Consider the following 25,117-nt stretch of genomic DNA (forward strand, 5'->3'; position numbering starts at 1 on the left):
ATTAATACCTTTGCGATTCACTATCGCTGACTAATTGTGCATATGGCATAAATGCACGACTACGAGATAAATCCGCTTGTTGAGCATGAGTATCAATCAATTCCCTAAGCTTTTTTTGCGATACCGTTAAAGCTTCGTCACTGACGGGTAAGACATCTTTCAACGCTGGGTTGCTACCAGCAATAAGTGTATTAATATCAGAAGCTTCCTGCTCAGCAATACCGGGAGCAGAGGAAGGCTGATTCATTTGTAATGATCCAAAAACAACCACAACGGCAACCGAAGCGGCAACAGCCACACTCGTCACGGGCTTCAGAAAGCGATTCCAGCCAACATTTTTCACCACAATGCCCGACTCAAATTTAATCTCTTCATCGGCAATGGCCTGCGCTACTCGAGAACTAATGTCGACATGCAGATTCTTGGGCAAATTTCTCTTCATGGCTGAGCTTGCTAATTGATAACGCTTCCAAGTATCACGCACCTCATTATCTTTCTCCATACTTGTGAGCAGTCGACGAAGTTCCAGCTCATTGGCTTCATTATCCATTAACGCCGAGATAGATTCGCGCAGATTATCTGTCATCTGTGTTTCCCTCTTATACACACTTTTATTAATGCTTTTGTTAATGTTATCTATAACTCTTTAGTTAACCAAACTGCTAATTTGATTATCAATTGCTTCCCGAGCTCTAAATATTCTCGAACGCACTGTGCCGACAGGGCACTGCATGACTTCAGCAATTTCTTCGTAACTCATACCGTCAAATTCACGTAATGTTACTGCCGTTCTCAAATCTTCTGGCAACTGGTGAATTGCCTTAAACACTGTTTTTTCCAGCTCAGCCTTATACAGTTCATTTTCAGGCGAATCATTATCCTTTAACTTGCTAGCGCCTTCAAAATATTCGGCATCGGCTATCTCAACATCTGAATCTGGTGGCCTACGGCTCCGCGAGACAAGATGATTTTTAGCTGTATTAATCGCAATACGGTATAACCAAGTGTAAAAAGCACTATCACCACGGAATCTACCAATTGCTCTATACGCCTTAATAAAGGCTTCCTGGGAGACATCAAGTACTTCATGGCTATCATGAATATACCGGCTCACCAAGCCTGCTATTTTATGCTGATACTTTAATACCAACAGGTCAAAAGCTCGCTTATCTCCTTTTTGGACTCGCTCAACTAATTGCTGATCGGTCTCCTGTTCCCTAAGCATTTTCTCTCCGACTCCAGTCAGGGCTACAAACCAGGACTCAAATATGCGTAGACGGACAGCCGAATGCTAGACAGATAGACCATTTGATTCCCCAGAAGTTCTTAATAAAACATAAAAACCATAAAAAATGTAATGCTTTTTATTGGTTGCCAAAAATGTGGCTTATTCTAACCCAAAACACACCGTTATACCGGCATAATTATTTTGTGCTGGCGGTATGACATTGGGAATTAATAATAGTGCAATTTTTTCTGTATGCTCCACAATTAATCAATTTCACAGAATAATGAATTATCAGGTTGCCGCCCACACTGTTGGTTAATATATAATGCCGACAACTTACTTAATCTCAGAGCAAGCTTCTACTTATTTATGAACCCCACTTTTCAACATGATGTACTGGTTATAGGCAGTGGTGCCGCTGGGCTGACAGTAGCGCTCAAATTGGGGGATAGTTTAAATGTTGCTGTACTCTGTAAAGACCAGGTATTTGGTGGCTCAACCTATTATGCTCAAGGCGGTGTCGCTGCGGTTTTGGACTCAACCGACACGGTGGATGCGCACGTAAGAGACACCCTGACCGCAGGAGCCGGGCTATGCGTGGAAAATGCCGTGCGTTTTACCGTCGAGCGAAGCAAGCGCAGTATTGAATGGCTTATTCAACAAGGGGTACCTTTTACAGAAAACGAAGATACTGAGACGGAATACCATCTCACTAAAGAGGGTGGTCACAGTCATCGCCGGATTATTCATCAGGCCGACACTACTGGAAGAGCAATTTCAAACGCCCTGGTAAAGCGTGCCAAAGAGCACCCTAATATTGAATTTTTTGAACACCGCACAGCTATCGATTTAATCACTCGTGAAAAACTAGGTCTCGAAGACAGAGGTTGCTTCGGCGCCTACGTTCTTAATTGTGATACCGAACATGTCGAGCTTTTTAGAGCACGCTTTGTCGTTCTTGCCTCCGGCGGAGCCAGCAAAGTTTATCTATACACCAGCAACCCCGATGGCGCCTGTGGCGACGGTATCGCCATGGCCTGGCGAGCGGGTTGCCGCGTCGCCAATATGGAATTCAATCAGTTCCACCCCACTTGCCTCTATCACCCTCAGGCTAAGTCTTTTCTCATTAGTGAAGCATTACGCGGCGAAGGCGCTAAGCTTCTGTTGCCTGATGGAAGCCGTTTTATGCATAAATTCGACGCTCGGGGGGAGTTAGCCCCGCGTGATATAGTCGCACGTGCTATAGACCACGAAATGAAACGGCTGGGTTGTGACTGTCTCTATTTGGATATCAGCCACAAGTCCGATGAGTTCATCCAAAATCACTTCCCCTCGATTTATAAAAAGTGCCTGTCTTTTGGTTATGACCTAACAAAGCAACCCATTCCTATTGTGCCGGCAGCCCATTACACCTGCGGCGGTATAGTCACCGACCTGCGTGGTCGTACCGATGTTGAGCAACTCTACGCCATCGGCGAAACCAGCTACACAGGGTTTCACGGCGCTAACCGGTTGGCCAGTAATTCACTGTTGGAATGCTTTGTTTTCGCAGAAGCGGCGGCCGACGATATTATCGCTCAGCTCGACCATGCCCCTAGCATTGCGATAGCACCAGAATGGGATGAAAGTCAGGTCACTGACTCCGATGAGGATGTGGTTATCTCGCATAACTGGGATGAGTTACGCCGCTTTATGTGGGACTACGTGGGTATCGTGCGCACGGATAAACGACTTCAGCGCGCTGAACACCGTGCCAATTTGCTGAAGCGGGAAATTGCTGAATACTACAGCAACTATAAAGTCAGTAGCGACCTCATCGAATTACGCAATCTGGTAACGGTCGCAGAACTCATTATTCGCTCTGCACTGAGCAGAAAGGAAAGCCGAGGCTTGCATTATACGCTCGATTACCCGGAAACTGCTGCGGTGGCAGCACCGACCCTGTTAAAACCGGCAAACTATGCGGAATAGTGTACTTTGACGGATTCCTCCGTTCAGCAATCTCATTAATCCTTTTTAAAGAGGATACCTCAGACGCACCTTTAACTGTCGGAAAGCGTCGACATCAGTCGCATCGCGACATATCAGAACATACTGAGACCAACGTCTACCAGGAACACTAAGATTTAGGATTACCCACCGGTTAGCAACAAAATGCCGTTGCTTTAATTCGGCAAGAGATGAAAGTCAGGTCACTGACTCCGATGAGGATGTGGTTATCTCGCATAACTGGGATGAGTTACGCCGCTTTATGTGGGACTACGTGGGTATCGTGCGCACGGATAAACGACTTCAGCGCGCTGAACACCGTGCCAATTTGCTGAAGCGGGAAATTGCTGAATACTACAGCAACTATAAAGTCAGTAGCGACCTCATCGAATTACGCAATCTGGTAACGGTCGCAGAACTCATTATTCGCTCTGCACTGAGCAGAAAGGAAAGCCGAGGCTTGCATTATACGCTCGATTACCCGGAAACTGCTGCGGTGGCAGCACCGACCCTGTTAAAACCGGCAAACTATGCGGAATAGTGTACTTTGACGGATTCCTCCGTTCAGCAATCTCATTAATCCTTTTTAAAGAGGATACCTCAGACGCACCTTTAACTGTCGGAAAGCGTCGACATCAGTCGCATCGCGACATATCAGAACATACTGAGACCAACGTCTACCAGGAACACTAAGATTTAGGATTACCCACCGGTTAGCAACAAAATGCCGTTGCTTTAATTCGGCAAGATAGGTTGCCTGATTTTTTATAATAACCTGACAATGATCCCCCCTTAAAACAAGTGCCTCAGGTTGGCAACATCTGCTGCATCCGACATAGTTATACTGATAATATGTAGCACTTGAGAAAACCAAGAGGACAACCAACGACAACGCCATTATCGATAACGGCAATTGCATGAGACTCAGCAGGACCAACAAATGTAGCAACCACAAAAAATAGGTTAGCTGATTAGATGGTATAAGATTAATCCTTAGGGGTTCTTGCATAGTCCAAAATAAGCCCGACAATCCGCGCCATCTCCTTATCTTCTGGCAGCTCTCGGCCTAGAAACCATTTGAACAAATCCTGATCTTCCTCTGCAAGCAATTGTTCGTAGCGCTTTCGATCATCGTCATCCAAATAATCAAATCGGGCTTCCAAAAAGGGAACTAGAATTAGATCCAGTTCCAGCATACCGCGTCGGCTATGCCAATAGAGACGCTTACGATTAACATTTTCAGTCATTTTATATCTTCGCAGGGATTGAAATCTGAGAGATTGATTATATATAAAAGCAATCTAAGACGCTTCCCCTGTGCGATATTATTGACCCTCTTGTGTTCCCCGATAAGGATACTCATACTAACCCGGACGGCAACACCAAACAAAACATTAGAACGATATGAGATTTTTATGGTAAACGATAACTGGAAAACCTATTTACAAAATCAGGGAGCCAAATTTGTAGATAACCAAGGCACCGAACTTGTTACCACCTTTAAATCCCTAGACTCAATAACCAGCTCCTCTTTTATTGCGCCTCTTACGCACCAAGCTCTGCTCAATATTGCAGGGCCAGACAGCGCCAAGTTTATGCAAGGACAGTTAACCTGTGATGTCAACGCCGTTACCACCGGAATCAGCAGTCTGGGAGCAGCCTGTACACCGAAGGGGCGTATTTACACGAGTTTTAGATTAATACAGCAAGAAAATTGCGAGCCGCCAAGTTTTATGCTGCGCATGCGCCAAAACCTTATCGATTCAAGCATCGCGACTTTGGGTAAATATATCGTATTTTTTAAATCCAAAATGACAAGTTTTGTAGACACCTGGGTTGGTATTGGCATTCATGGCGAGGCGTGCGACAACTTGCTGACGGAGTTCTTTGGCGAGATTCCCACAGAAATCAATCAAGCCACACAAAACGAGCGCGGCCTACTGATTCGAAACCCTGGACGCAATACGCGCTATGAAGCCTGGTTGCCGGTAACACATGCCCAAGCACTTTGGTCAACACTCGCTGTGGTCGTCTCACCGGCAAGCACTTACGCTTGGATACTGGAAGATATTCGCGCCGGTATCGCGGAGGTTAGCCTCGCCACAGCAGAAACCTTTATCCCCCAAGCGCTTAATTTCCAAGCAATTAATGCCGTCAGTTTTTCAAAAGGCTGTTATACCGGACAAGAAATTGTGGCCCGTACCCAATACCGTGGCAAGTCCAAACGCCTCATGCTACGAGCTATGCTGGAAAAGGCGCCGACTCTCACTCCTGGAACAGATCTTCTGGATACTAATTCGCAAAAAAATGTCGCCACTCTGGTTGAAGCTGTGAGGGTCAATACCGAACAGCAGGAAGTATTATTAGTGGTGCTTGATGAGCTAGCGGAAACATCCGATTGGCAATTCACCGTTGATAATCAAAACTTTACCGGTTCGCGACTTGAGCTTCCCTATCAAATCGATGATATAAAATAGACTTTTGCTTCGTTTTTTTAGAATTTATTAATGCGCATTTCCAGGAAAGGCTTCTATACTTATTTTTAGACCACAATTACCTGTAAAAGAAACTATGTCCGATATATTTACAACTGTAGAAAACGAAATAATTACCGCCATCGAAACGGATAAGTTAGTGCTCCCCACTCTGCCAGAGGTGGCTTTAAGAATACGCGAAGTCGCACAAGATGAAGACGCGAATGTTGGTGATCTGACCTCAATCATTAGCAGTGATACTGCGATATCTGCCCGTATTATTAAAATATGCAACAGTCCTTTGTTACGTGCCAGTCAGCCAGTTGAAAATCTCAAAATGGCGATTAACCGCTTAGGCATGAGCTATAGTGCTGATTTGGCAACCGGCTTAGCTATGGAGCAAATGTTTCAGGCAACTTCCGATATTATCGATTCGCGCATGCGCGAACTTTGGTCGCGCAATACTGAGGTTGCTGGCATCTGCAACGTGTTGGCTCAAAACTACACGCGCCTATCGCCTGGACAGGCAACTTTAGCTGGGCTAACCCATAAAATTGGTGTATTGCCGATTCTTAAGTTTGCCGAAGATAACGACCACCTGCTTTCTGACGGTTTTACTCTCGATGAAGTAATCGAAAAACTTCATCCGAAACTGGGCTGGATGATTCTTAGAGCCTGGGATTTCAGCGAAGAATTATGTGAAGTGCCTTTGGAGTATTTGAATTTCTCTCGAGAAAGTGACCGGGTGGATTTTGTCGATATAGTGACCGTTGCAAATTTGCAAAGTTACATCGGCACGGATCATCCCTGCACCCTGCTTGACTGGTCTCTCATTCCCGCCTTTAATCGGCTTGGTCTCGACCCCACAAAGGATCAGGAGGAGGATGAAGATCTTTCAGCGAATCTGCAAGCAGCGCTGGCCATGCTTGCCTAAAACGCCAAGAAGTAGACCAATCACCGTCTACTTTTATGGCCCAGCCACAATTTCTGCTGTAGTCTTCGCGGGCCAGTCGCTCCCTATGCCGAAAAATCCAGTCCATTGATACGGTATGCGGCAACTAACGTATTGTACAATAGGCAGGCGATCGTCATAGGGCCAACGCCACCAGGCACTGGTGTAATCGCTCCTGCCACAGGTTGAACTGAAGCGAAGTCTACATCGCCGACTAAGCGAGTTGTTCCGTCCTCGGTTTCGATGCGGTTGATACCCACATCAATGACTGTGGCGCCTGGTTTCACCCAATCACCTTTAATCATCTGCGCCCTTCCTACGGCAGCCACTAAAATATCCGCGCCTCGACAAACTTCAGCAAGGTTTTTAGTACGGGAATGAGCAACGGTGACAGTGCAGCTCTCTTTAAGCAGCAAGGCTGCCATAGGCTTGCCGACAATATTCGAGCGCCCCACCACTACGGCATTGAGACCCGACAAATCGCCCAAATGATCCTTCAGTAGCATGCTACATCCCAGCGGCGTACAGGGCACAAAACCCTCCAGGCCCGTGGCCAGCTTCCCCACATTACTAATGTGAAATCCGTCAACGTCTTTTTCTGGGTTGATTCGGTCAATCACTTTCTGTTCAGAAATATGAGAGGGTAATGGCAGTTGCACCAATATACCATGTACGTTGCTATCTCGATTCAAACGATCCAATACCGCCAGCAAATCCTCTTCTGATGTATCTTCCGGCAGTTTGTGCTCATAGGAATTAAAGCCAACCTCCAACGCCTGCTTACCTTTATTGCGAACATAAACCTGACTGGCGGGGTCCTCGCCCACCAATATGACTGCAAGGCCCGGCTGAACTCCATGCTGCGCTAGCAATGTCGCCGTCATACCCTTTACTTTTTCTCTCAGCTGCGCGGCAAAGGCTTTGCCATCGATAATTTGCGCCATTTTAAATCTCTACTTATTCTGGAACACGGGTTTGCGTTTCTCAACAAAGGCATTCATTCCCTCTTTTTGGTCTTCCGTCGAGAATAGTGCTTGGAATATACGACGTTCGTATTTCACCCCTTCTCTCAACGTTGTTTCGTAAGCTTTATTAATTACTTCTTTAGCCAATTTAACTGCCGGCTGAGAGTATTCAGCAATTTCCATTCCGATGGCAATACACTCCTCCATCAGATTTTCCAAAGGCACAACCCGCGAAGCCAAACCACAGATTTTGGCTTCTTCCGCATCCATCATACGTCCGGTAAGACAAAGATCCATTGCCTTGGATTTACCAATAAAGCGCGCCAATCGCTGGGTTCCGCCTGCGCCAGGAATCACTCCCAACTTCACTTCAGGCTGGCCAAACTTCGCATTATCCGCAGCAATAATAAAATCACACATCATTGCGATTTCACAGCCACCACCAAGTGCGAAACCCGCTACCGCAGCAATGATGGGCTTCTTGCATTTAGCAATCCCTTCCCAATCCGCATTAATGAAATCCGTAGTATATAGATCAATAAAATGCTGATCCTTTATTTCTGAGATATCCGCTCCCGCCGCAAATGCTCTTTCATTGCCCGTTAAAATGATGGCATGAACATCGTTATCTTTTTCAAACTCCAGCAAGGCGGCTGATACATCCTTCATTAATCCCGACGAAAGCGCATTTAACGCCTGTGGGCGGTTCATCTTTATCACACCAACTTTACCGTGACGCTCGGTAATCACATTCTCATAGGACATTTCAATAATTCCGTTCTGAAGGATTAAAAAGGCGAAATCATACCTTGTATCTGCGCCCAAAACCAGCGCGGACTATCTGCCAATCGCTATAACAAAATATACTAAATTAATTTATGATCGCTCTAACCGGCAGGTATACTTAACCGCTGAACCGGCAGGCCTAGTGCGCCTGCGGTTATCTCTAAGCAAACGGTATTCAATGACAAAATCAACCCGACTATTGGTTCTATTATTTTGCGCCGCCTTGACGAGCCTGATTGTTAGCGTTAGCTCGGGCAGTATGACCCTCACTTTTGGGCAACTTTGGCAGGCGCTAACCACTGGGTCCGAATCGCTCGCCCATACTTTAATCTGGGAGTTACGTATTCCAAGAGCAATAACAGCCTTTATGGTTGGCGCGATGCTATCAATTGCCGGGGCATTAATGCAGGTAATTCTTAGAAATCCATTAGCTGACCCCTATATCCTTGGCGTATCTGGCGGCGCCTCAGTTGCCGCACTATTGGCGATGCTAGCGGGTATTGCAAGCATTGGCGTTTCCTTGAGTGCCTTCTTCGGCGCGTTATTGTCGACATTATTGGTGTTCGGCATTGCACATGGGACTGGTAGCTGGTCTCCCATGAAAGTATTACTTACAGGCGTTGTCCTCGCTTCGGGCTGGGGTGCGCTAATCAGCCTTATCCTTGCCATCAGCCCAGATCAGGGGCTACGTAGTATGCTTTATTGGTTAATGGGCGACTTTGGCTATTCGTCATCCTATGGTTGGGCCAGTTTGGCGCTATTGATTGGTATTGCCTCATCCTATTATCTGGCCAGACCACTAAATCTATTACTGCATGGCAGTGTTCAAGCGGCCTCTCTAGGGGTATCCGTGGAAAAAGTTTACCTCATCATATTTATTATCGCCTCGTTTCTCACTGCCGTCTCGGTCAGTATGGCTGGAAATATCGGCTTTGTGGGGCTAATCGTTCCACACCTTGTCCGTCTTAGCATCGGTAGCGATCATCGCACGCTATTACCTGCCTCCCTGCTGCTTGGCGGAACTCTTATGGTCATCGCTGATCTGCTCGCCAGAACACTATTTAGCCCGCAGCAACTTCCTGTCGGAGTGATTACTGCGCTGTTAGGAGTACCTTTATTCTTGTTTATCCTATATCGCGGCCAAAGGAAATTTTAGCAGCATGCCTCTACTTGCCGCCAAAAATCTCAGCCTCAGCGTAGGTGAATTGGTGATTTGTCAGAACATCACGCTCAATTTTGAAGCCAATCAAATCTGGGCAATTTTAGGCCGTAATGGTGCAGGCAAAACCACGCTATTACATACACTTGCTGGATTACGTGCGCCATTGAGCGGAAGTATCGAACTTTTGGGGCAACCTCTAAGCCATCTGAAAAAACGTGCCGTTGCTCAAAAACTTGGTATTTTATTTCAACAGCAAGATGAGCCGTTTCCGGCGAGTGTCATAGAGACAGCCTTAATTGGACGCCACCCCTTCATTAAGAGCTGGCGTGGCGAGAGTTATAAGGACTTCGATATCGCTACCAAGGCACTGCGCTCCGTAGAACTGGAAGGATTTCAAGATCGTTTTAGCAATTCACTATCGGGCGGCGAAAAACAGCGATTAAAAATTGCAACATTGTTAACACAAACTCCTCAAATCATGCTTTTAGATGAACCGACAAACCACCTGGATCTTAATCACCAGATCAAATTGCTGAATTTGATTGTCCACTCAATTAAAGAACGGCAGGGTTTGATCATCATGGTATTGCACGATTTAAATCTCGCTGCTCGCTTTTGTACTCACGCTCTGTTGTTAAATGCCAATGATGAACCTTTGCAGGGCACGCTAGCTGACGTATTACAAACTCAGCATTTGGAGCGGGCTTACGGCTGGCCAGTAGAGCGCATTAATCTGAACGAGAAGGTGTTTTATCATCCTCAGTAAGTTTCTGACGTACTTGCTCAATCGATTCACATATTAATTTAGCGCCTTCAGAGATACGTAGGCTATGACGAGAGATGATATCCCAGGGTATCTTATAAATAGCTTGATGGCGTACCGCCGGCAGGCTTTGCCAACGTTGCCAATAGGCTAGCAAATGGTCATCGCCGGCAGGCGAGGCGCTAACCAGAATAGCCTGCACATTTTTAGCCATTACTGACTCCAAGCTAATCTGGGGCGTCAGCCTCGGCATATCCGCAAAAAGATTTACCCCTCCACAAAGATCAATTACCTGGCTGATCAAATGCTTGCCATTCACTGTCATCAGTGGTTCCTGCCAAATTTGGTAGAACACACTCACCTTAGGGGGTATTCGGTAGCGCTGCTCCAACTTAGCCAATTGATCCAAAAACTGGTGAATTTGACTCTTTGCAAATTCGCTATGTCCGCTCAGTCGTCCGAGATCACTAATATTTTTCACGATATCATTGAAGCTGCTCGGGTCGGACAGATACAACTGAAAGCCCAATTGCTGTAAAGCCGTTATCGCCCTTTGAGGTGTGCCGCTACGCCAGGCCACAATCAAGTCCGGTTGTAACGACACAATAGCTTCTATGTCCAGATTAGCAGCATCTCCCACACGAGGAATCTGCTCGGCAGCTGCCGGATAATCACTGAACGCAACAGTACCTACTATTTGCTCTGCAGCACCGGCACTGAACAGCATTTCGGTAATATGTGGCGCCAAACTGACAATTCGTCGAGCGGGCTGAGTCAAGATCAGCCTATTTCCTTGATCATCAACAACCTTAATTGCCGCCGCACTGGTTTCTGTCGCCCCTGTATTAGCGCCAACCTCTGAACTTGGCGTGTCCGCAAGAACAGCTTGGCTGACTATGAACAGCAAGATGAACAACAGCGGCGTTAGCGGCGCTTGCAAACATTTAGCCCATAAAATGGACCACTGATTGTCTAGATTCTCAAAACTTTGATTCATGGTACTTGATTAGACTCTCCAAGTGGCGTATTTTGCGCGCGCTCAAAACCCTTATACTAGTGTGCAAACAGATTGCGGGGCGATTAAGCTGACGTTTGATTCCGACGACAACATCGTCCGGGCGCTAATATTAGTTCGCTTCCTCACCCCTGGTGGTAAATGGCGTCCCTCGATGATGGGTAAAGCGGTTAAGTATAAGCGAGCTAATATTAATTAGCTGAGAAGAAATTAATTTTCCACTCGCATTTATATATTTCCACAGCTAAATTAATAGGTATAGAATTATCTCTAGATTGAGAAAAAGAGGCCAAGTTAATAGGGCCAGAATCGAAGGACCCCGCTATCATTAGCTTATAGAAAAGAGGTTTGCCAATGACAACTCAATCAAAACCGCCGGTTGTAGGAATACTACTGGCAAGTAATTCTCACCGTACTACCAATAGTGGCGAGAAATGCTTGAAAAAACTGATGGGAAAACCGGTGCTCTCTTATGTAATCGAGCGCGCATTGCCTCAGGTCACGAGTCTTATTTTAAACGCAAACGGTGACCCCACCCGCTTTCAGGATATCTCGATCCCCGTTGTGCCAGATGCTATTGAGGAACTCAGCGGTCCCTTAGCCGGTATTCTTACCGGTATGGAGTGGGCTCGCGACAACGATCCAAAAGCGGAATGGTTGGCCACCTTTGCAACTGATTCGCCCTTTATTCCGCATGACTTGGTGTTGCACATGTTGGAGGAGATAGAGCGCCATCAAGCCGATATGGCCTATATCAGCTGCGGAGGCAAACCACATCCAGAATATGGATTGTGGCCAGTAGAGCTAGCTGAAGATTTACGCTATGCGCTTACTGAAGAAAATATAAAGCGCGTTGATAAATGGACGCAGCTCTACAATGCGATCACCGTTGAATACCCGGCCAAACCAATCGACCGCTTTACACTGAGTAATAATATAGAAGGCATTGTAGACGTCGAACGAAATTACGCAGCGCAATAATAAAATTTTAAGGCGCTTCGCTTGGCTGATAGGGCTGAGGATTTTGTTCTCGCCAGAGGCGTATTTGATCCGCATCCACGCAGAGATAATCACCCTCTAACCAGCTATCAAATTTTTGTAGATTTGGGCAGCGCTGACCGCTCGCGCCAGTATCGTAGCGGAACTCCCATCCGTGCCAGCCACAGATCACCTTTTTACCGACAATGACACCATTTGCCAGCAAGACACCCCGGTGCAAACAGCGGCCATAGAGCACAGAAACCTCATCACCATAACGTATGACCATCAAATCTACCGCTTCCACCAGTGCTTTCACGGGTGTACGAGACGGTAACTCATCCCATTTTACTAACCGTACTTTGTGCAACTAAACCCCCTCTACCGGCGCTTTTACCACTCGATTCCTACCCTCAGTTTTGGCCAAATACATTGCCTCATCTGCGGCTTGGATCAGAGATACAAAGCTTGTCCCTCGCTGCGGCCTGACTGTAGCCGTACCAATACTCACAGTAACCACTCTGGCAACCGGCGAATATCCATGCTCAATAGCTAAGGCTTCCACACCAAGTCGACACTTATGGGCAACAACACTGTCCTTATCATCGGTATTCGGTAGCATGACGGCAAACTCTTCGCCTCCGTAGCGTGCTACCAAATCCCCAAGCCGTTGCGGTACACCAGCAATTGCCTCAGCCACGCGCTTGAGGCAATCATCCCCGGCGATATGTCCGTAATTATCGTTGTAATATTTAAAGCAATCCACATCAATGAGCAGAAGCGTTATTGGAATATCCTCGCGAATCGAGCGATTCCATTCGATTTCGAGAACTTGATCAAATCCGCGCCGGTTAACCACTCCAGTTAAGGCATCTGTAAGTGTCATCAACTCTAACTTTTGATTGGCTGCAGATAATTCCTTTGTGCGCTGACTCACTATTTCTTGAATTTTCTCTTCACGTTTGGAAATGATAAGCAGAAAGAACGTAACCACCAACGTCAGAATCATTCCGAATCCAAAGACCATCTCAGCCATAGCACTCTTATGTGCTGTTAAATAGGCATTTGTTGGCGTTGCATCAATCAACCAACGTTGCCCACCAATATCACGCAAAGGTTTTTGATAGCGAAACTTAGCAAACAGCACCTGCTCTTTTTGTGGGCTTGCATCAAATAACACTTCTGAACCCACTCTGTTACTGTTGATCAATTGCACCCTAATCTGCCGTAGATCGGTTTCTTTGAATACTTGCATGACAATATCTGCCAGCATAAACCGGACTAGTACAAACCCCTTCAAGCTGCGGAAACGCTCAGTATCAGAATTTGGTTCGCCTCGGTAAACCGGCTCAAATGCCCGTAATTCAACTCCTGTTTTTTCTCGCTTGTTATTAGCTGATCCAAGCATCACTGCTAATTGTCCGGTTAGCCTGGAATTCATTAACATTCTTCGCTGCCCCTCCTCGGCGGCCAAATCAAGGCCCAGCATCGCCTCACCTTGACCATCACGCTGGGAATAATAGACTGGAAAATATTCTGAGCGTTGTTGCGCCAATATCAGGCCACCGTGCTCCGAGAACTCCTTAAAATGAAAGCCGGCTATCTGCTGCTGCCGCTGCCGCTCCAAGGGCAAACGATCCGCCGCAGTCACCAACGGTATCCACTCTATAGCAACTAATTCGGGATTATCATCCAGCGTGCTTCTATTCACTCTTTCAAACTCGTCAGCCGAGATAATACGAAAGGTCTCAAATAGATTTTTCGTGAATCGCACAATTGCCAGATGTGATTGAATTTCACGCTCTAACAAATCCACTTTGCGGTCTATTTCTTGATGAAACTGATTATTGACGGCGACTCTCTGAAGCCCATCCAGACGCAGATAAAATAGCGCCGAAAGGGTAGCCCCAAGCAGGCAAATAACTGCGATATAACGACGATAAAATATTTTCATTATTTTTAACCTATCGACGCAAATAAAATGGCATTCATAAGAGCGCGCTTATGTAAGATAATACTTACATATATTTAAGCTCTTTCATCCAGGAAAAAACTCAGTTATTGAGCGATCCTGTATAGCAACGGAGCGCGCGATGGATCGCGCTCACACAAGGATGTGTATACCTCCCCCCTTATATTTCGTTTCTTTCAGGGCACCCTCCAATCAATCGGCGTTTTTCCCTTCGACTGTAAATACTCGTTAACACGTTTGAAATGACCATTGCCGAAAAAACCGCGATGTGCCGAAAATGGCGATGGATGTGGCGACTCTAGGACTAAATGCCTATTCCTGTCGATGATCTGTCCTTTATTTTGCGCATAACTTCCCCACAACAAAAACACACAGGATTCATGCTCTTCATTAATAATTTCGATAACACGATCAGTGAACTGCTCCCAGCCTTTGCCCTGGTGCGAGCCTGCATGGCCCTTTTCAACAGTGAGCACACTATTTAGCAGCAATACTCCCTGCTCCGCCCAGCTACTCAGACATCCATTTGAACTAAACTCTAGACCTAGTTCCTGATTAATTTCTTTATAGATATTTTGCAACGAGGGCGGCAATCGAACGCCTGTCTGCACAGAAAAACACAAGCCATGGGCTTGACCTGGGCCGTGATAAGGATCCTGACCGATAATAACGACTCGAACTTTGTCAAAGGGGGTGAGATTAAAGGCATTAAAAATTTGATCGCCGGGGGGGTAAACAATTTTAGCTTTGCTTTTACTCTCGGCCAGAAATTGTCGCAATTGCTTCATATACTCCTTGGAAAACTCCTCCATCAAGAGCAGCTTCCAGGATGCTTCAAGCTTTATACGATCCTGAGTTTCGACCATTTACCGCGCCTCTTTGTTAGGGCCCGTTAACGCGACCTGTTAACCCTAATTTGTCGGCCGCATATGCGGAAATAGTAGCACGTCACGAATTGATGGCGAGTTAGTGAACAGCATCACCAAACGATCTATGCCGATACCTTCTCCAGCCGTGGGCGGCAAACCATATTCCAGTGCGGTGACGTAATCCTCATCATAGTGCATCGCCTCATCGTCACCAGCCTCCTTTTCAGAAACCTGCTGTCGAAATCTCTCCGCTTGGTCCTCCGCGTCATTAAGCTCAGAAAATCCGTTGGCAATCTCCCGACCTCCGACAAAAAATTCGAAGCGATCGGTGACTTCCGGATTTTGGTTATTACGCCGGGCTAGGGGCGAAACTTCAGTAGGGTATTCAGTAATAAAGGTCGGTTGATCCAAGCGATGCTCGGCGGTCTTTTCAAAAATCTCGATTTGCACTTTGCCCAGCCCCCAGCTGTCTTTCAATGGAATACCCAATGCTTTAGCGAGGCCTTTGGCTGAATCCAGATTATTAATATCAGCAACAGTGATACCTGGGTTGTAATGTAGGATGGCATCTACCACTGTCATGCGTTGAAAGGGTTGTGAAAAATCATAATCCTTGCCCTGATAGTGTATTTTGGTGCCACCCAGAACATTCTGCGTGACTGTACGCAGCATATCCTCTGTCAAATCCATCAAATCCCGGTAATCAGCGTAGGCTTGATAAAATTCCAACATAGTGAATTCCGGATTATGACGCGTCGACAGACCTTCATTACGGAAATTACGATTAATCTCAAACACCCGTTCAAAACCTCCCACTACTAGGCGTTTCAAGTAGAGTTCTGGCGCAATCCGCAGATAAAGATCCATATCCAGAGCATTGTGATGGGTAACAAAAGGTTTGGCAGCAGCACCACCAGGTATCACCTGCATCATCGGCGTTTCCACTTCTAAAAAGCGATGATCGGTTAGGTAGCGGCGAATCGCTTCGACAATTTTTGATCGTATGACGAAGGTTTTACGCGACTCGTCATTCATCATCAAGTCCAGGTAACGCTGGCGATAGCGCATTTCCTGATCCGCCAACCCCTTGTGCTTATCCGGTAACGGGCGCAGGGATTTCGTTAATAGTCTCAGTTCATCTAAGTGGATGGATAGCTCGCCGGTATTGGTTCGAAAAAGAGTTCCTGCTACGCCGATTAAATCCCCCAAATCCCATTTTTTAAATTCGTTATAGACGCCTTCAGGTAAATCATTTTTGCGGGCATAACACTGGATGCGGCCACTCATATCCTGCAAAGTTAGAAAGCTGGCTTTACCCATTATGCGGCGTAACATAATACGTCCGGCAACACGAATACGTATACCCTCTTGCTCCAGTGTCTCCTTATCCTTATCCCCATGTGCTTCGTGCAAATCGGCCGCATAGGCATCACGGCGAAAATCATTAGGAAACGCATCACCCTGCTCTCGCAGACTATCAAGTTTAGCTCGACGCTCCGCAATAATTTTATTTTCGTCCTGTGGTGCTTCTGCTTCTTCTATCATGAATTTTCACACTTCCACTAGTTGAGACTTACTAAAGGCCAGCCTTTAACGACGCTTCAATAAATTTGTTAATATCACCATCCAACACTGCTTGTGTATTGGAAGTTTCTACGTTTGTACGCAAATCTTTAATACGCGATGCATCCAGCACGTAGGAGCGAATTTGACTGCCCCAGCCAATATCCGCCTTACTGTTTTCTAGCACCTGTGCCGCTGCTGTGCGTTTAAGCATCTCCATTTCATAAAGCTTGGCGCGCAACTGTTTCATCGCGAAATCACGATTTTGGTGCTGCGAACGCTGATTCTGACATTGTACTACGATACCCGACGGTTCATGGGTAATACGGACAGCAGAGTCGGTCGTGTTGACATGCTGTCCTCCAGCACCGCTTGAGCGATAAGTATCTATACGCAAATCAGCCGGGTTGATATCAATTTCTACATTATCGTCAATCTCCGGCGAAACAAACACCGACGCAAATGAAGTATGTCGGCGATTACCTGAATCAAACGGAGATTTTCTCACCAATCGGTGCACACCCGTTTCCGTTCTCAGCCAGCCATAGGCATAATCGCCCTCAAAGCGAATAGTGGCGCCTTTAATACCAGCAACATCACCGGCTGATACTTCAACGAGTTCCGCTTTAAACCCTTCGCTTTCGCCCCACCGTAAATACATACGTAGCAGCATTTCAGCCCAATCCTGAGCCTCGGTGCCACCCGAACCCGCCTGAATGTCCAAGAACGCATTATTAGGGTCCATTTCACCCGAAAACATACGACGGAACTCCAGCCCTGATAATAGCTGCTCCAACTTATCTACTTCGCTAATAACATCTTCAATAGTCTCTGCATCCTCTGCTTCGACGGCTAAATCGAGTAATTCTTTAGCGTCAATGATTCCTTTATCAAGGGAGGCGATGGTATTAACAATACTCTCCAACGCAGAACGCTCTTTTCCTAACGCCTGTGCTCGCTCAGGATCATTCCATACATCAGACTCTTCAAGCTCCCGCTCCACTTCAGCGAGACGCTCACACTTTTGCTCGTAGTCAAAGATACCCCCGAAGCACTTGCGTGCGCTCACGTAATTCTTTAAGCGATTGATTAATAGGGCTCACTTCGAACATATATTCAGTTTCTCATCAGCGACAAAGCCAGCCATTCTAACCGATTGGACTGCTCGTTTGAACGTTTGCTAGCACATAACCTTCAGGTATTTCGCTTTCAAAATTTACTCACCACCAATTTTTATGGTATCCGCCATGGTAGCCTTTGATTACGCGCTTTCTACAAAAGCCCTCAACTAGCACCTATACTAAAAGAGAATAGAGAAAAGGGATGAATTACGAAGAAGAATGCACCCAGTTCAAGGATGCAATTTACTATCGGCTAATTAACTGACCCCAACAGGCACTACCAAAATAGAGTACACATAAAATGCAGGACATCCTAGTCAAAACCCTCATGTCAGAGCACATTATTCAGGTAGCTCAGGAAAGTGGTCTGCGTTCGGTGCTCGCACAAATGACGCAACAAAATCATTCTTGCGTTATCATCTGTGAGAACGGCAGCCCTATCGGAATAGTGACTGAACGCGATATTGTCCGTAGGCTACAACAAACTGATAGTTCTGCAGATTTGCTGGCGCTTAATGCGGCACAAGTTATGTCCTCTCCGATCATGAGTCTGAATCAAAACCAATCACTGTTTGATGCTCTTGTTATTAGCCGTGCGAACTCTATTCGACACTTTCCTGTGGTGGATGATGATGAAAAACTTGTCGGTCTCATCACCACTTCCGAACTGGCTAACGCACATTTCCATGTCGTCGAAATGCAATCGGAAATGATCCAAAAGTCCGTTGAATTAAAAACCAAAGAACTGGCCCAAGTGAACCAGGAATTACTGGCGCTTTCCCTTGAAGATCATTTAATGGCCATTGGCAATCGCCGCGCTATGGAAGTGGATTTACAACACACGCACGCAGCGGCGTTGCGCTATCGGCAAATTTATTCTGTTGTGCTAATGGACCTGGACTATTTCAAGCTGTTTAACGACCATTATGGGCACAGTGCTGGAGACGAGGCTTTAAAAACCGTCGCCAATTATGTCAAAACATGTATCAGAAAGTCTGATCGTTTGTATCGTTACGGCGGCGAAGAAATGTTACTTTTATTGCCTTCAACCGACACTTCTCAAGCAAGTATCTTGGTTAAAAAAATAGTCGACGGTCTCGTCAAAGAAGCCATTCCCCACGAACCAAGCCCTTTCAAAGTCATGACCGTTAGTGCCGGCGTGTCTTGTGTTTCTAACAAAGGAAAAATCTACGATCACTGGGAGCAGACAGTTGATCAGGCGGATAAAGCCTTGTATCGCGCCAAAGATAATGGTCGTAATCAGAGTGTTATCGCCACATTGAGCTAGCAACATCTATACACAGGCTAACAAGGCTCCATATATTCGACCACAAATTGTAATGAACGCTGACCTCGAAACTCATTTACATCCATCCGGTAAACCATGCGTAACCGAGTCGCCAGCGTAGGCCATTTTTCTAAATCAACAAAAAAAGCAATTGCATCCAAGACCTGTTGCTCATCATCAACCCTCAGCTTTAATTTCAAATGTCGTTCGCCAACTAAGCGCTGCTGGACAATATTGAACTCGCCCTCAAATTGCGGTTCAGGAAAATGTTGACCCCATGGGCCCGCGTCGCGCACTAACTGCGCTATCTCCAACGAACGATGTTCCGAGACTAAAACCCCGTCGCTAAACACTGTTTGTGCTAAATCTTCCGCGTTCAACAGTTCCCGCGCCACTTGATCAAAGGCAGCTGCAAAGACTTGAAAATCGGTCTTTTTTATACTCAAACCCGCTGCCATTGCATGCCCACCAAATTTTTCTAAGAGCTGCGGATACCTACTGGCCAGTAAATCAAGGGCGTCTCGAATATGGAAGCCTGCAATGGAACGAGCCGAACCTTTAATCTCACCGTCACCTGCATCAGCAAAAACCACTGTCGGCCGATGATAACGATCTTTAATTCTTGAGGCCAAAATACCAATAACACCCTGGTGCCAATCTGGATTATACAGACATACGCCAACTAGCTCAGTCTCGATATCCACTTCGCTTAGGCTATCCAGCGCCTGCTGTTTCATTTCTGACTCAATTTCTTTACGTGTCTGGTTAAGCTCATCCAATTCACGCGCCATCGCGAAGGCCAAGGTTTCATCATCGCAAAGCAAGCACTCTATACCCAACGACATGTCCTCTAGCCGACCGGCCGCATTGAGTCTAGGCCCCAGTGCAAAGCCTAAATCACTGGCTACTAAAGTCTGTGCTTCACGCCCAGAGACTTCCAGCAACGCACGTATCCCAGCGACCGACTTACCCCCTCGAATACGCTGTAAACCCTGCTTCACCAGTATCCGATTGTTACGATCCAAAGGTACAACATCCGCGACCGTACCCAGCGCCACCAGGTCCAAATAGTCCGCTAGGTTAGGCTCGGGAAGCAACTGCTGCTCAAACCAATTCAACGTTCTTAGCTGCGCCCGTAATGCAATCATGACGTAGAAGATGACACCCACCCCGGCAGTATTTTTTCCGGCAAAACCACAACCAGGCTGATTGGGATTGACGATGGCGTCCGCATCTGGCAACTGGGAACCAGCCAAGTGATGATCGGTAATGAGCACTTTGATGCCTGCACTTTTCGCCGCTGCAACTCCCTCAAGGCTGGAGATACCATTGTCTACCGTAACAATGAGGTCAGGCTGCTTTTGCTTCGCTACCTCCACAATTTCTGGCGTCAACCCATAACCAAATTGAAAGCGGTTGGGAACGAGATAGCCCACATTGCGCGCTCCAAACCCCGCGAGCGCTTTCATAGCCAATGCGCTGCTGGTAGCACCATCGGCATCGAAATCACCAATAATCAGAATGCGTTGCTGGAGAAGGAGTGCCTGCTGGAGAAGATTAATTGCCGCTCCTATCCCTTTTAAATCCTGAAAAGGCAAAAGTTCAGACAGGCTTAATTCTAGCTCAGACTCACTCTTAACGCCCCGGGAGACATACAAGCGCGAGAGCAGCGGGTGTTGTGAAGGAAACTGCGTCAGCAAGTCAGGGCTTAATGGGCGTTGTACAACCCTTTTATCCTTAAACCCCATGCTTTTTAACCTGAATCAGTTACTGGCTAGCAATATTACCTTGCAAGGATGATCTTCTGAACCGCCGCAACTTCATTCGCCACTACTTGGTAACGTTCTTCGCGCTCAAACAAGTCTGCCATATGATGCGGCAATCGTGGTTGTTCGCAGCCCGCTTTAAGTACTGCTTCAGGGAACTTCACCGGATGCGCGGTAGACAAAGTTATCATCGGAATCCTGGCATCTCTGTTACAGGCGCGAGCAGCATGGACGCCAATGGCAGTATGAGGGTCGATTAAAAGCTCAGTACGATCGAACACGTCGGCAATGGTGGCGCAAGTCTGGTCGTCATCTACAGCGCAACTATCGAAATGCGTTTTCGCTTTTTGCCAGACCTTATCATCCAAAGTAATCGCTTCGCGATTAAACCTACCGAGCAGGCCGGCAACTGCTGCGCCATTTCGATCATAGAGATCAAACAGGAGTCGCTCAAAATTACTCGACACCATAATATCCATACTTGGTGACAGCGTATGGCTGAGTTTATGCTTGCTGTAATCGTTCTGACTGATACAGCGATGTAAAATATCATTTTTATTTGTAGCTACAACGAGCTGCTTAATTGGCAACCCCATCTGCTTGGCCAGATAGCCAGCAAAGATATCACCAAAATTTCCGGTCGGCACGCTGAAAGACACTTCCCGCGATGGACTCCCGAGCGCCAACGCACCATAAAAGTAATACACAATTTGCGCCATAATCCGCGCCCAATTGATTGAGTTCACCGCAACCAAAGAACGCTCGCCACTGAGAAAGGACTGGTCATTAAAGCAGGCTTTCACAATACTTTGGCAGTCATCGAAATTTCCCTCGACCGCAAGATTATGAATGTTGTCGCCAATCACAGTGGTCATCTGCTTACGTTGCACATCTGAGACACGTTTGTGTGGATGTAAGATGTAGATATCAACATTCTCGCAGCGTCGACAGCCCTCAATCGCAGCTGAACCGGTATCGCCCGACGTGGCTCCTAGAATGGCTACACGCTGATGACGGCGCTGAAGTAAATAGTCTAATAAACGTCCCAGCAACTGTAACGCGAAGTCTTTAAAAGCTAAGGTTGGCCCATGATAGAGTTCGAGAATCCATTCGTTATGGTCTAACTGGGTGAGCGGCGCAGTGGCTGGGTGACGAAATTCCTTATAGGTATCATCAATAATGGCTTTGAGGTCGTTGTCAGGAATGGATTCTTTGACAAAGGGCTGAATCAGGATGAAGGCTAATTCGGTGTAAGGCAAACCCTGCCAGGTAGCAATCTGATCTTTCGTATACACCGGTAGTTTTTCTGGCACATAAAGCCCACCATCAGCGGCCAACCCAGTCAACAATACCTGTTCGAAATTGAGTGCGGGCGCTTTGCCGCGTGTACTAATATATTTCACTGAATTTTCACCCTGATCGTTACCTTTGCTGCCACTTTCGATTAACCCTATAAACTTTCCTTTAACCTTCTAAAGACTCAACTCTAATTCTCACCACCTCGCCCAACGTCGAATCCAAGGCCTCTATAGCAGCAATAGCCTTATTCATCTGACTTTCTTGCACCTGGCGGGTTAGCAGAATGATCGCCACCTCACTGCCCTTTACCTGCGGCTCTTTCTGTAGGATTGCCTCCATGCTGATATCCAGTTCGCTGAGTATTCGGGCCACATTGGCCATTACTCCTGGTTGATCCAACACTTCTAAGCGCAGATAGTAGCTGGTAATAATTTCGTCCATAGAGAGAATGGGCTTATCCGATAAGCAGTCCGGTTGAAACGCCAAATGTGGCACCCGATGGTCTGGATCTATGGTCAAAGTTCGCACTAAATCTACAATATCCGCCACCACTGCCGAAGCGGTAGGCTCGGCCCCGGCACCAGAACCGTAATAAAGCGTGGGGCCAATCGCATCACCATGCACCATAACCGCATTCATCACGCCGTTTACATTCGCTAACAAGCGGCTTTCCGGAATCAGCGCCGGATGCACACGCAGCTCTACGCCAGCCTCCGTCCACTTGGCAATACCCAGATGCTTAATTCGATAGCCTAACTCCTCAGCAAAGATTATATCCTGTGCGCTGATATGACTAATGCCCTCGGTATAGACCTTTTCAAACTGGAGTGGAATACCAAAAGCTATCGAGGCGAGAATGGTCAGTTTATGCGCCGCATCAATTCCCTCGACATCAAAGGTGGGATCTGCTTCCGCATAACCTTTTACCTGCGCTTCCGCCAAAACATCTATAAACGGGCGACCTTTATCACGCATTTCCGTCAGAATGAAGTTGCCGGTGCCATTAATAATACCAGCCAGCCAATTGATTCGGTTTGCAGTCAGACCTTCTCTGATCGCTTTTATGATTGGAATACCACCCGCAACGGCGGCTTCGAATTCCACCATAACGCCTTTTTGTTGTGCCGCTTCAAAAATTTCATTGCCATGCTCGGCAATCAGCGCTTTGTTGGCCGTCACAACGTGCTTACCATGCTCGATAGCCGTCATGACCAAGTCTAAAGCAACGTCGCAACCACCAATGAGCTCTACCAGAATATCGACTTCGGGGTCTCTAGCGATATCAAAAACATCCTCCCTTATCGCAACACCAGCGAAATCAAAGTTCGCATTTGGTTTACGCATACCTATGTGCGAAATACGTATTTCACGACCCGCACGGCGCGCAATTTCCTGCGCATTGCGTGTCAGCACCTGATAGGTGCCGCCACCCACTGTGCCTAAACCACAAATTCCTATGTTCACTGGTTTCAAAAGTATTTCCTCTACTTAAAAAAGGAGTTGGATGCCGATACGATTAACCACTTCTCTTTTTTTGGCGGTTTCAAGCCCCTAGATTTAGGCCATCATTCTTAAACATTTTACGTATTCCACGTATTGCTTGGCGCGTCCGATGCTCGTTTTCAATCAAAGCAAACCGTACATGGTCATCACCAAACTCACCAAAACCGATACCTGGTGATACCGCCACCTTCGCTTCAACCATGAGTTTTTTAGAGAACTCTAACGACCCCATCGCCTGATAGTGTTCGGGAATTCGCGCCCACACGAACATCGTCGCTCGAGGCTTATCCACTTCCCACCCAATCGAATTTAAGCCATCACAGAGTACATCGCGGCGCCTCAAGTATTGCTGCCGGATTTGCTCTACACAGGACTGATCTCCCTCAAGCGCTGTAATAGCAGCAACCTGAATCGGCGTAAAAGTACCATAATCCATATAGGACTTGATACGTCCCAAGGCGTGAATCAAGGTTTCGTTTCCGCAACAAAAACCAACGCGCCAGCCAGGCATATTGTAGCTTTTTGACAGGGAAAAGAACTCCACAGCCACTTCTTTCGCACCTTCCACCTGAAGTATGGATGGCGCTTGATAACCATCAAAAACTAAATCGGCATAAGCTAGATCTTGGACCACCCAAATGCTGTGTTCCCTGGCAATTGCCACAACCTTTTCAAAAAACCCCAAATCCACACACTGTGTCGTAGGATTCCCTGGGAAATTCAACACCAGCATCTTCGGCTTGGGCCAGGAGGTTTTAATGGCGGCTTCCAACTCGCTGAAAAAATCTACATCAGGTGTTAGCGGCACGTGGCGGATATCCGCACCGGCAATAACAAACCCATAGGGATGAATCGGGTAAGAAGGGTTGGGCACTAAGACTGCATCACCCGGAGACATTGTTGCCAGCGCCAAATGTGCTAAACCCTCTTTGGAGCCAATTGTTACAATAGCTTCCTTCTCAGGATTTAAATCAACCTGATAACGCGTTTTGTACCAGTTACAAATAGCACGCCGCAATCTGGGGATGCCTTTAGATTGCGAATATCGGTGGGTATTACCGCGCTGGACGGTCTCGGAGAGCTTATCGACGATATGCTTGGGCGTCGGTTGATCCGGATTACCCATGCTGAAATCAATAACATCTTCCCCGCGCGCGCGCGCCTGTTGCCTTAACTCACCAACGATATTAAACACATAGGGTGGTAGACGATTAATACGACTAAATTCTTTTTTCACACAGCCAATTTCGAGAGAGGTTAAAAGGCGCATATTGTAGTGGAGCTGGTGCCCAAACACAAAGCCACAACAGCATTTTCTATGATGAAAACGGGTAGGATATTGGTTAATTTTGCGGTTAACCGCAGATACCCATATTCTTCGCTTTCAAGAGAAGAGTGCGAGTGTAGAAGCGCCTAGAAAAGAG

The 25,117-nt window shown here is 46.8% G+C and carries 22 protein-coding genes and 1 pseudogene; 8 read left to right on the forward strand and 15 right to left on the reverse strand.

Annotated elements, in window-relative coordinates:
* Position 1: 1 nt before the first annotated feature.
* Positions 2–586 (reverse strand): sigma-E factor negative regulatory protein, encoded by a 585-nt coding sequence (locus H6995_11315; protein MCP5215585.1) that lies wholly within the window; start codon positions 584–586, stop codon positions 2–4.
* Between the two features lie 60 nt (positions 587–646).
* A complete protein-coding gene (gene rpoE / locus H6995_11320; protein MCP5215586.1) occupies positions 647–1,225 on the reverse strand; it encodes an RNA polymerase sigma factor RpoE in 579 nt (192 codons plus the stop codon).
* A 372-nt stretch (positions 1,226–1,597) separates the two neighbouring features.
* On the opposite strand from rpoE, the gene nadB reads away from it, so the two are divergent.
* Positions 1,598–3,199: an L-aspartate oxidase gene (gene nadB / locus H6995_11325; GenBank protein ID MCP5215587.1), complete on the forward strand. Its 1,602-nt coding sequence runs from the start codon at positions 1,598–1,600 to the stop codon at positions 3,197–3,199.
* 208 nt (positions 3,200–3,407) lie between these two features.
* Positions 3,408–3,758 (forward strand): annotated as a pseudogene (locus H6995_11330) (L-aspartate oxidase).
* A 445-nt stretch (positions 3,759–4,203) separates the two neighbouring features.
* Here H6995_11330 and H6995_11335 read toward each other — a convergent pair.
* Entirely contained in the window at positions 4,204–4,464 is a 261-nt protein-coding gene (locus H6995_11335; GenBank protein MCP5215588.1) for a succinate dehydrogenase assembly factor 2, read from the reverse strand.
* A gap of 168 nt (positions 4,465–4,632) precedes the next feature.
* Here H6995_11335 and H6995_11340 point away from each other — a divergent pair, with 168 nt between their 5' ends.
* Complete coding sequence (locus tag H6995_11340) at positions 4,633–5,694, forward strand: folate-binding protein YgfZ (GenBank protein MCP5215589.1); 1,062 nt, start codon at positions 4,633–4,635, stop codon at positions 5,692–5,694.
* A 94-nt stretch (positions 5,695–5,788) separates the two neighbouring features.
* Positions 5,789–6,625: an HDOD domain-containing protein gene (locus tag H6995_11345; protein MCP5215590.1), complete on the forward strand. Its 837-nt coding sequence runs from the start codon at positions 5,789–5,791 to the stop codon at positions 6,623–6,625.
* An 83-nt stretch (positions 6,626–6,708) separates the two neighbouring features.
* Here the strand turns inward: H6995_11345 and folD are convergent, their stop codons facing one another.
* Positions 6,709–7,587 (reverse strand): bifunctional methylenetetrahydrofolate dehydrogenase/methenyltetrahydrofolate cyclohydrolase FolD, encoded by an 879-nt coding sequence (gene folD / locus H6995_11350; protein MCP5215591.1) that lies wholly within the window; start codon positions 7,585–7,587, stop codon positions 6,709–6,711.
* 9 nt (positions 7,588–7,596) lie between these two features.
* On the reverse strand, positions 7,597–8,373 hold the full coding sequence (locus tag H6995_11355) for an enoyl-CoA hydratase (protein MCP5215592.1): 777 nt from the start codon (positions 8,371–8,373) through the stop codon (positions 7,597–7,599).
* A gap of 199 nt (positions 8,374–8,572) precedes the next feature.
* On the opposite strand from H6995_11355, the gene H6995_11360 reads away from it, so the two are divergent.
* Positions 8,573–9,550: an iron ABC transporter permease gene (locus H6995_11360; protein ID MCP5215593.1), complete on the forward strand. Its 978-nt coding sequence runs from the start codon at positions 8,573–8,575 to the stop codon at positions 9,548–9,550.
* Positions 9,551–9,554: 4 nt separating this feature from the next.
* Positions 9,555–10,322, forward strand: a complete 768-nt coding sequence (locus H6995_11365) for an ABC transporter ATP-binding protein (GenBank protein MCP5215594.1) — start codon at positions 9,555–9,557, stop codon at positions 10,320–10,322.
* Here H6995_11365 and H6995_11370 read toward each other — a convergent pair.
* Entirely contained in the window at positions 10,285–11,316 is a 1,032-nt protein-coding gene (locus H6995_11370; GenBank protein MCP5215595.1) for a cobalamin-binding protein, read from the reverse strand. The genes H6995_11365 and H6995_11370 overlap by 38 nt on opposite strands.
* Before the next feature lie 372 nt (positions 11,317–11,688).
* Between H6995_11370 and H6995_11375 the strand changes: the two genes are divergently transcribed.
* Positions 11,689–12,315, forward strand: coding sequence for an NTP transferase domain-containing protein (locus H6995_11375; protein ID MCP5215596.1), 627 nt, complete (start codon positions 11,689–11,691; stop codon positions 12,313–12,315).
* A gap of 7 nt (positions 12,316–12,322) precedes the next feature.
* Here the strand turns inward: H6995_11375 and H6995_11380 are convergent, their stop codons facing one another.
* The 5 genes from H6995_11380 to prfB all read right to left on the reverse strand — a co-directional run bounded on the left by H6995_11380 (position 12,323) and on the right by prfB (position 17,828).
* Entirely contained in the window at positions 12,323–12,682 is a 360-nt protein-coding gene (locus tag H6995_11380; GenBank protein MCP5215597.1) for a Rieske (2Fe-2S) protein, read from the reverse strand.
* Entirely contained in the window at positions 12,683–14,266 is a 1,584-nt protein-coding gene (locus H6995_11385) for a diguanylate cyclase (GenBank protein ID MCP5215598.1), read from the reverse strand.
* A gap of 194 nt (positions 14,267–14,460) precedes the next feature.
* Entirely contained in the window at positions 14,461–15,150 is a 690-nt protein-coding gene (gene ung, locus H6995_11390) for a uracil-DNA glycosylase (protein MCP5215599.1), read from the reverse strand.
* A gap of 45 nt (positions 15,151–15,195) precedes the next feature.
* Complete coding sequence (lysS, locus tag H6995_11395; GenBank protein MCP5215600.1) at positions 15,196–16,698, reverse strand: lysine--tRNA ligase; 1,503 nt, start codon at positions 16,696–16,698, stop codon at positions 15,196–15,198.
* Between the two features lie 31 nt (positions 16,699–16,729).
* A protein-coding gene (prfB, locus tag H6995_11400; protein MCP5215601.1) for a peptide chain release factor 2 occupies positions 16,730–17,828 on the reverse strand; the annotation gives its coding sequence in 2 pieces (ribosomal slippage) (positions 16,730–17,752 and positions 17,754–17,828; 1,098 coding nt in all).
* 310 nt (positions 17,829–18,138) lie between these two features.
* Between prfB and H6995_11405 the strand changes: the two genes are divergently transcribed.
* Entirely contained in the window at positions 18,139–19,125 is a 987-nt protein-coding gene (locus tag H6995_11405) for a GGDEF domain-containing protein (GenBank protein MCP5215602.1), read from the forward strand.
* Positions 19,126–19,142: 17 nt separating this feature from the next.
* Here H6995_11405 and recJ read toward each other — a convergent pair whose 3' ends face one another.
* The 4 genes from recJ to alaC all read right to left on the reverse strand — a co-directional run bounded on the left by recJ (position 19,143) and on the right by alaC (position 24,930).
* Positions 19,143–20,873 (reverse strand): single-stranded-DNA-specific exonuclease RecJ, encoded by a 1,731-nt coding sequence (recJ, locus tag H6995_11410; protein ID MCP5215603.1) that lies wholly within the window; start codon positions 20,871–20,873, stop codon positions 19,143–19,145.
* A gap of 35 nt (positions 20,874–20,908) precedes the next feature.
* Positions 20,909–22,294, reverse strand: coding sequence for a threonine synthase (locus H6995_11415; protein ID MCP5215604.1), 1,386 nt, complete (start codon positions 22,292–22,294; stop codon positions 20,909–20,911).
* A gap of 61 nt (positions 22,295–22,355) precedes the next feature.
* Complete coding sequence (locus H6995_11420; protein ID MCP5215605.1) at positions 22,356–23,663, reverse strand: homoserine dehydrogenase; 1,308 nt, start codon at positions 23,661–23,663, stop codon at positions 22,356–22,358.
* Positions 23,664–23,733: 70 nt separating this feature from the next.
* Complete coding sequence (gene alaC, locus H6995_11425; protein MCP5215606.1) at positions 23,734–24,930, reverse strand: alanine transaminase; 1,197 nt, start codon at positions 24,928–24,930, stop codon at positions 23,734–23,736.
* Between the last annotated feature and the right edge of the window lie 187 nt (positions 24,931–25,117).

It is taken from the genome of Pseudomonadales bacterium, from assembly GCA_024234615.1.
GTDB lineage: Bacteria > Pseudomonadota > Gammaproteobacteria > Pseudomonadales > IMCC2047 > JAJFKB01.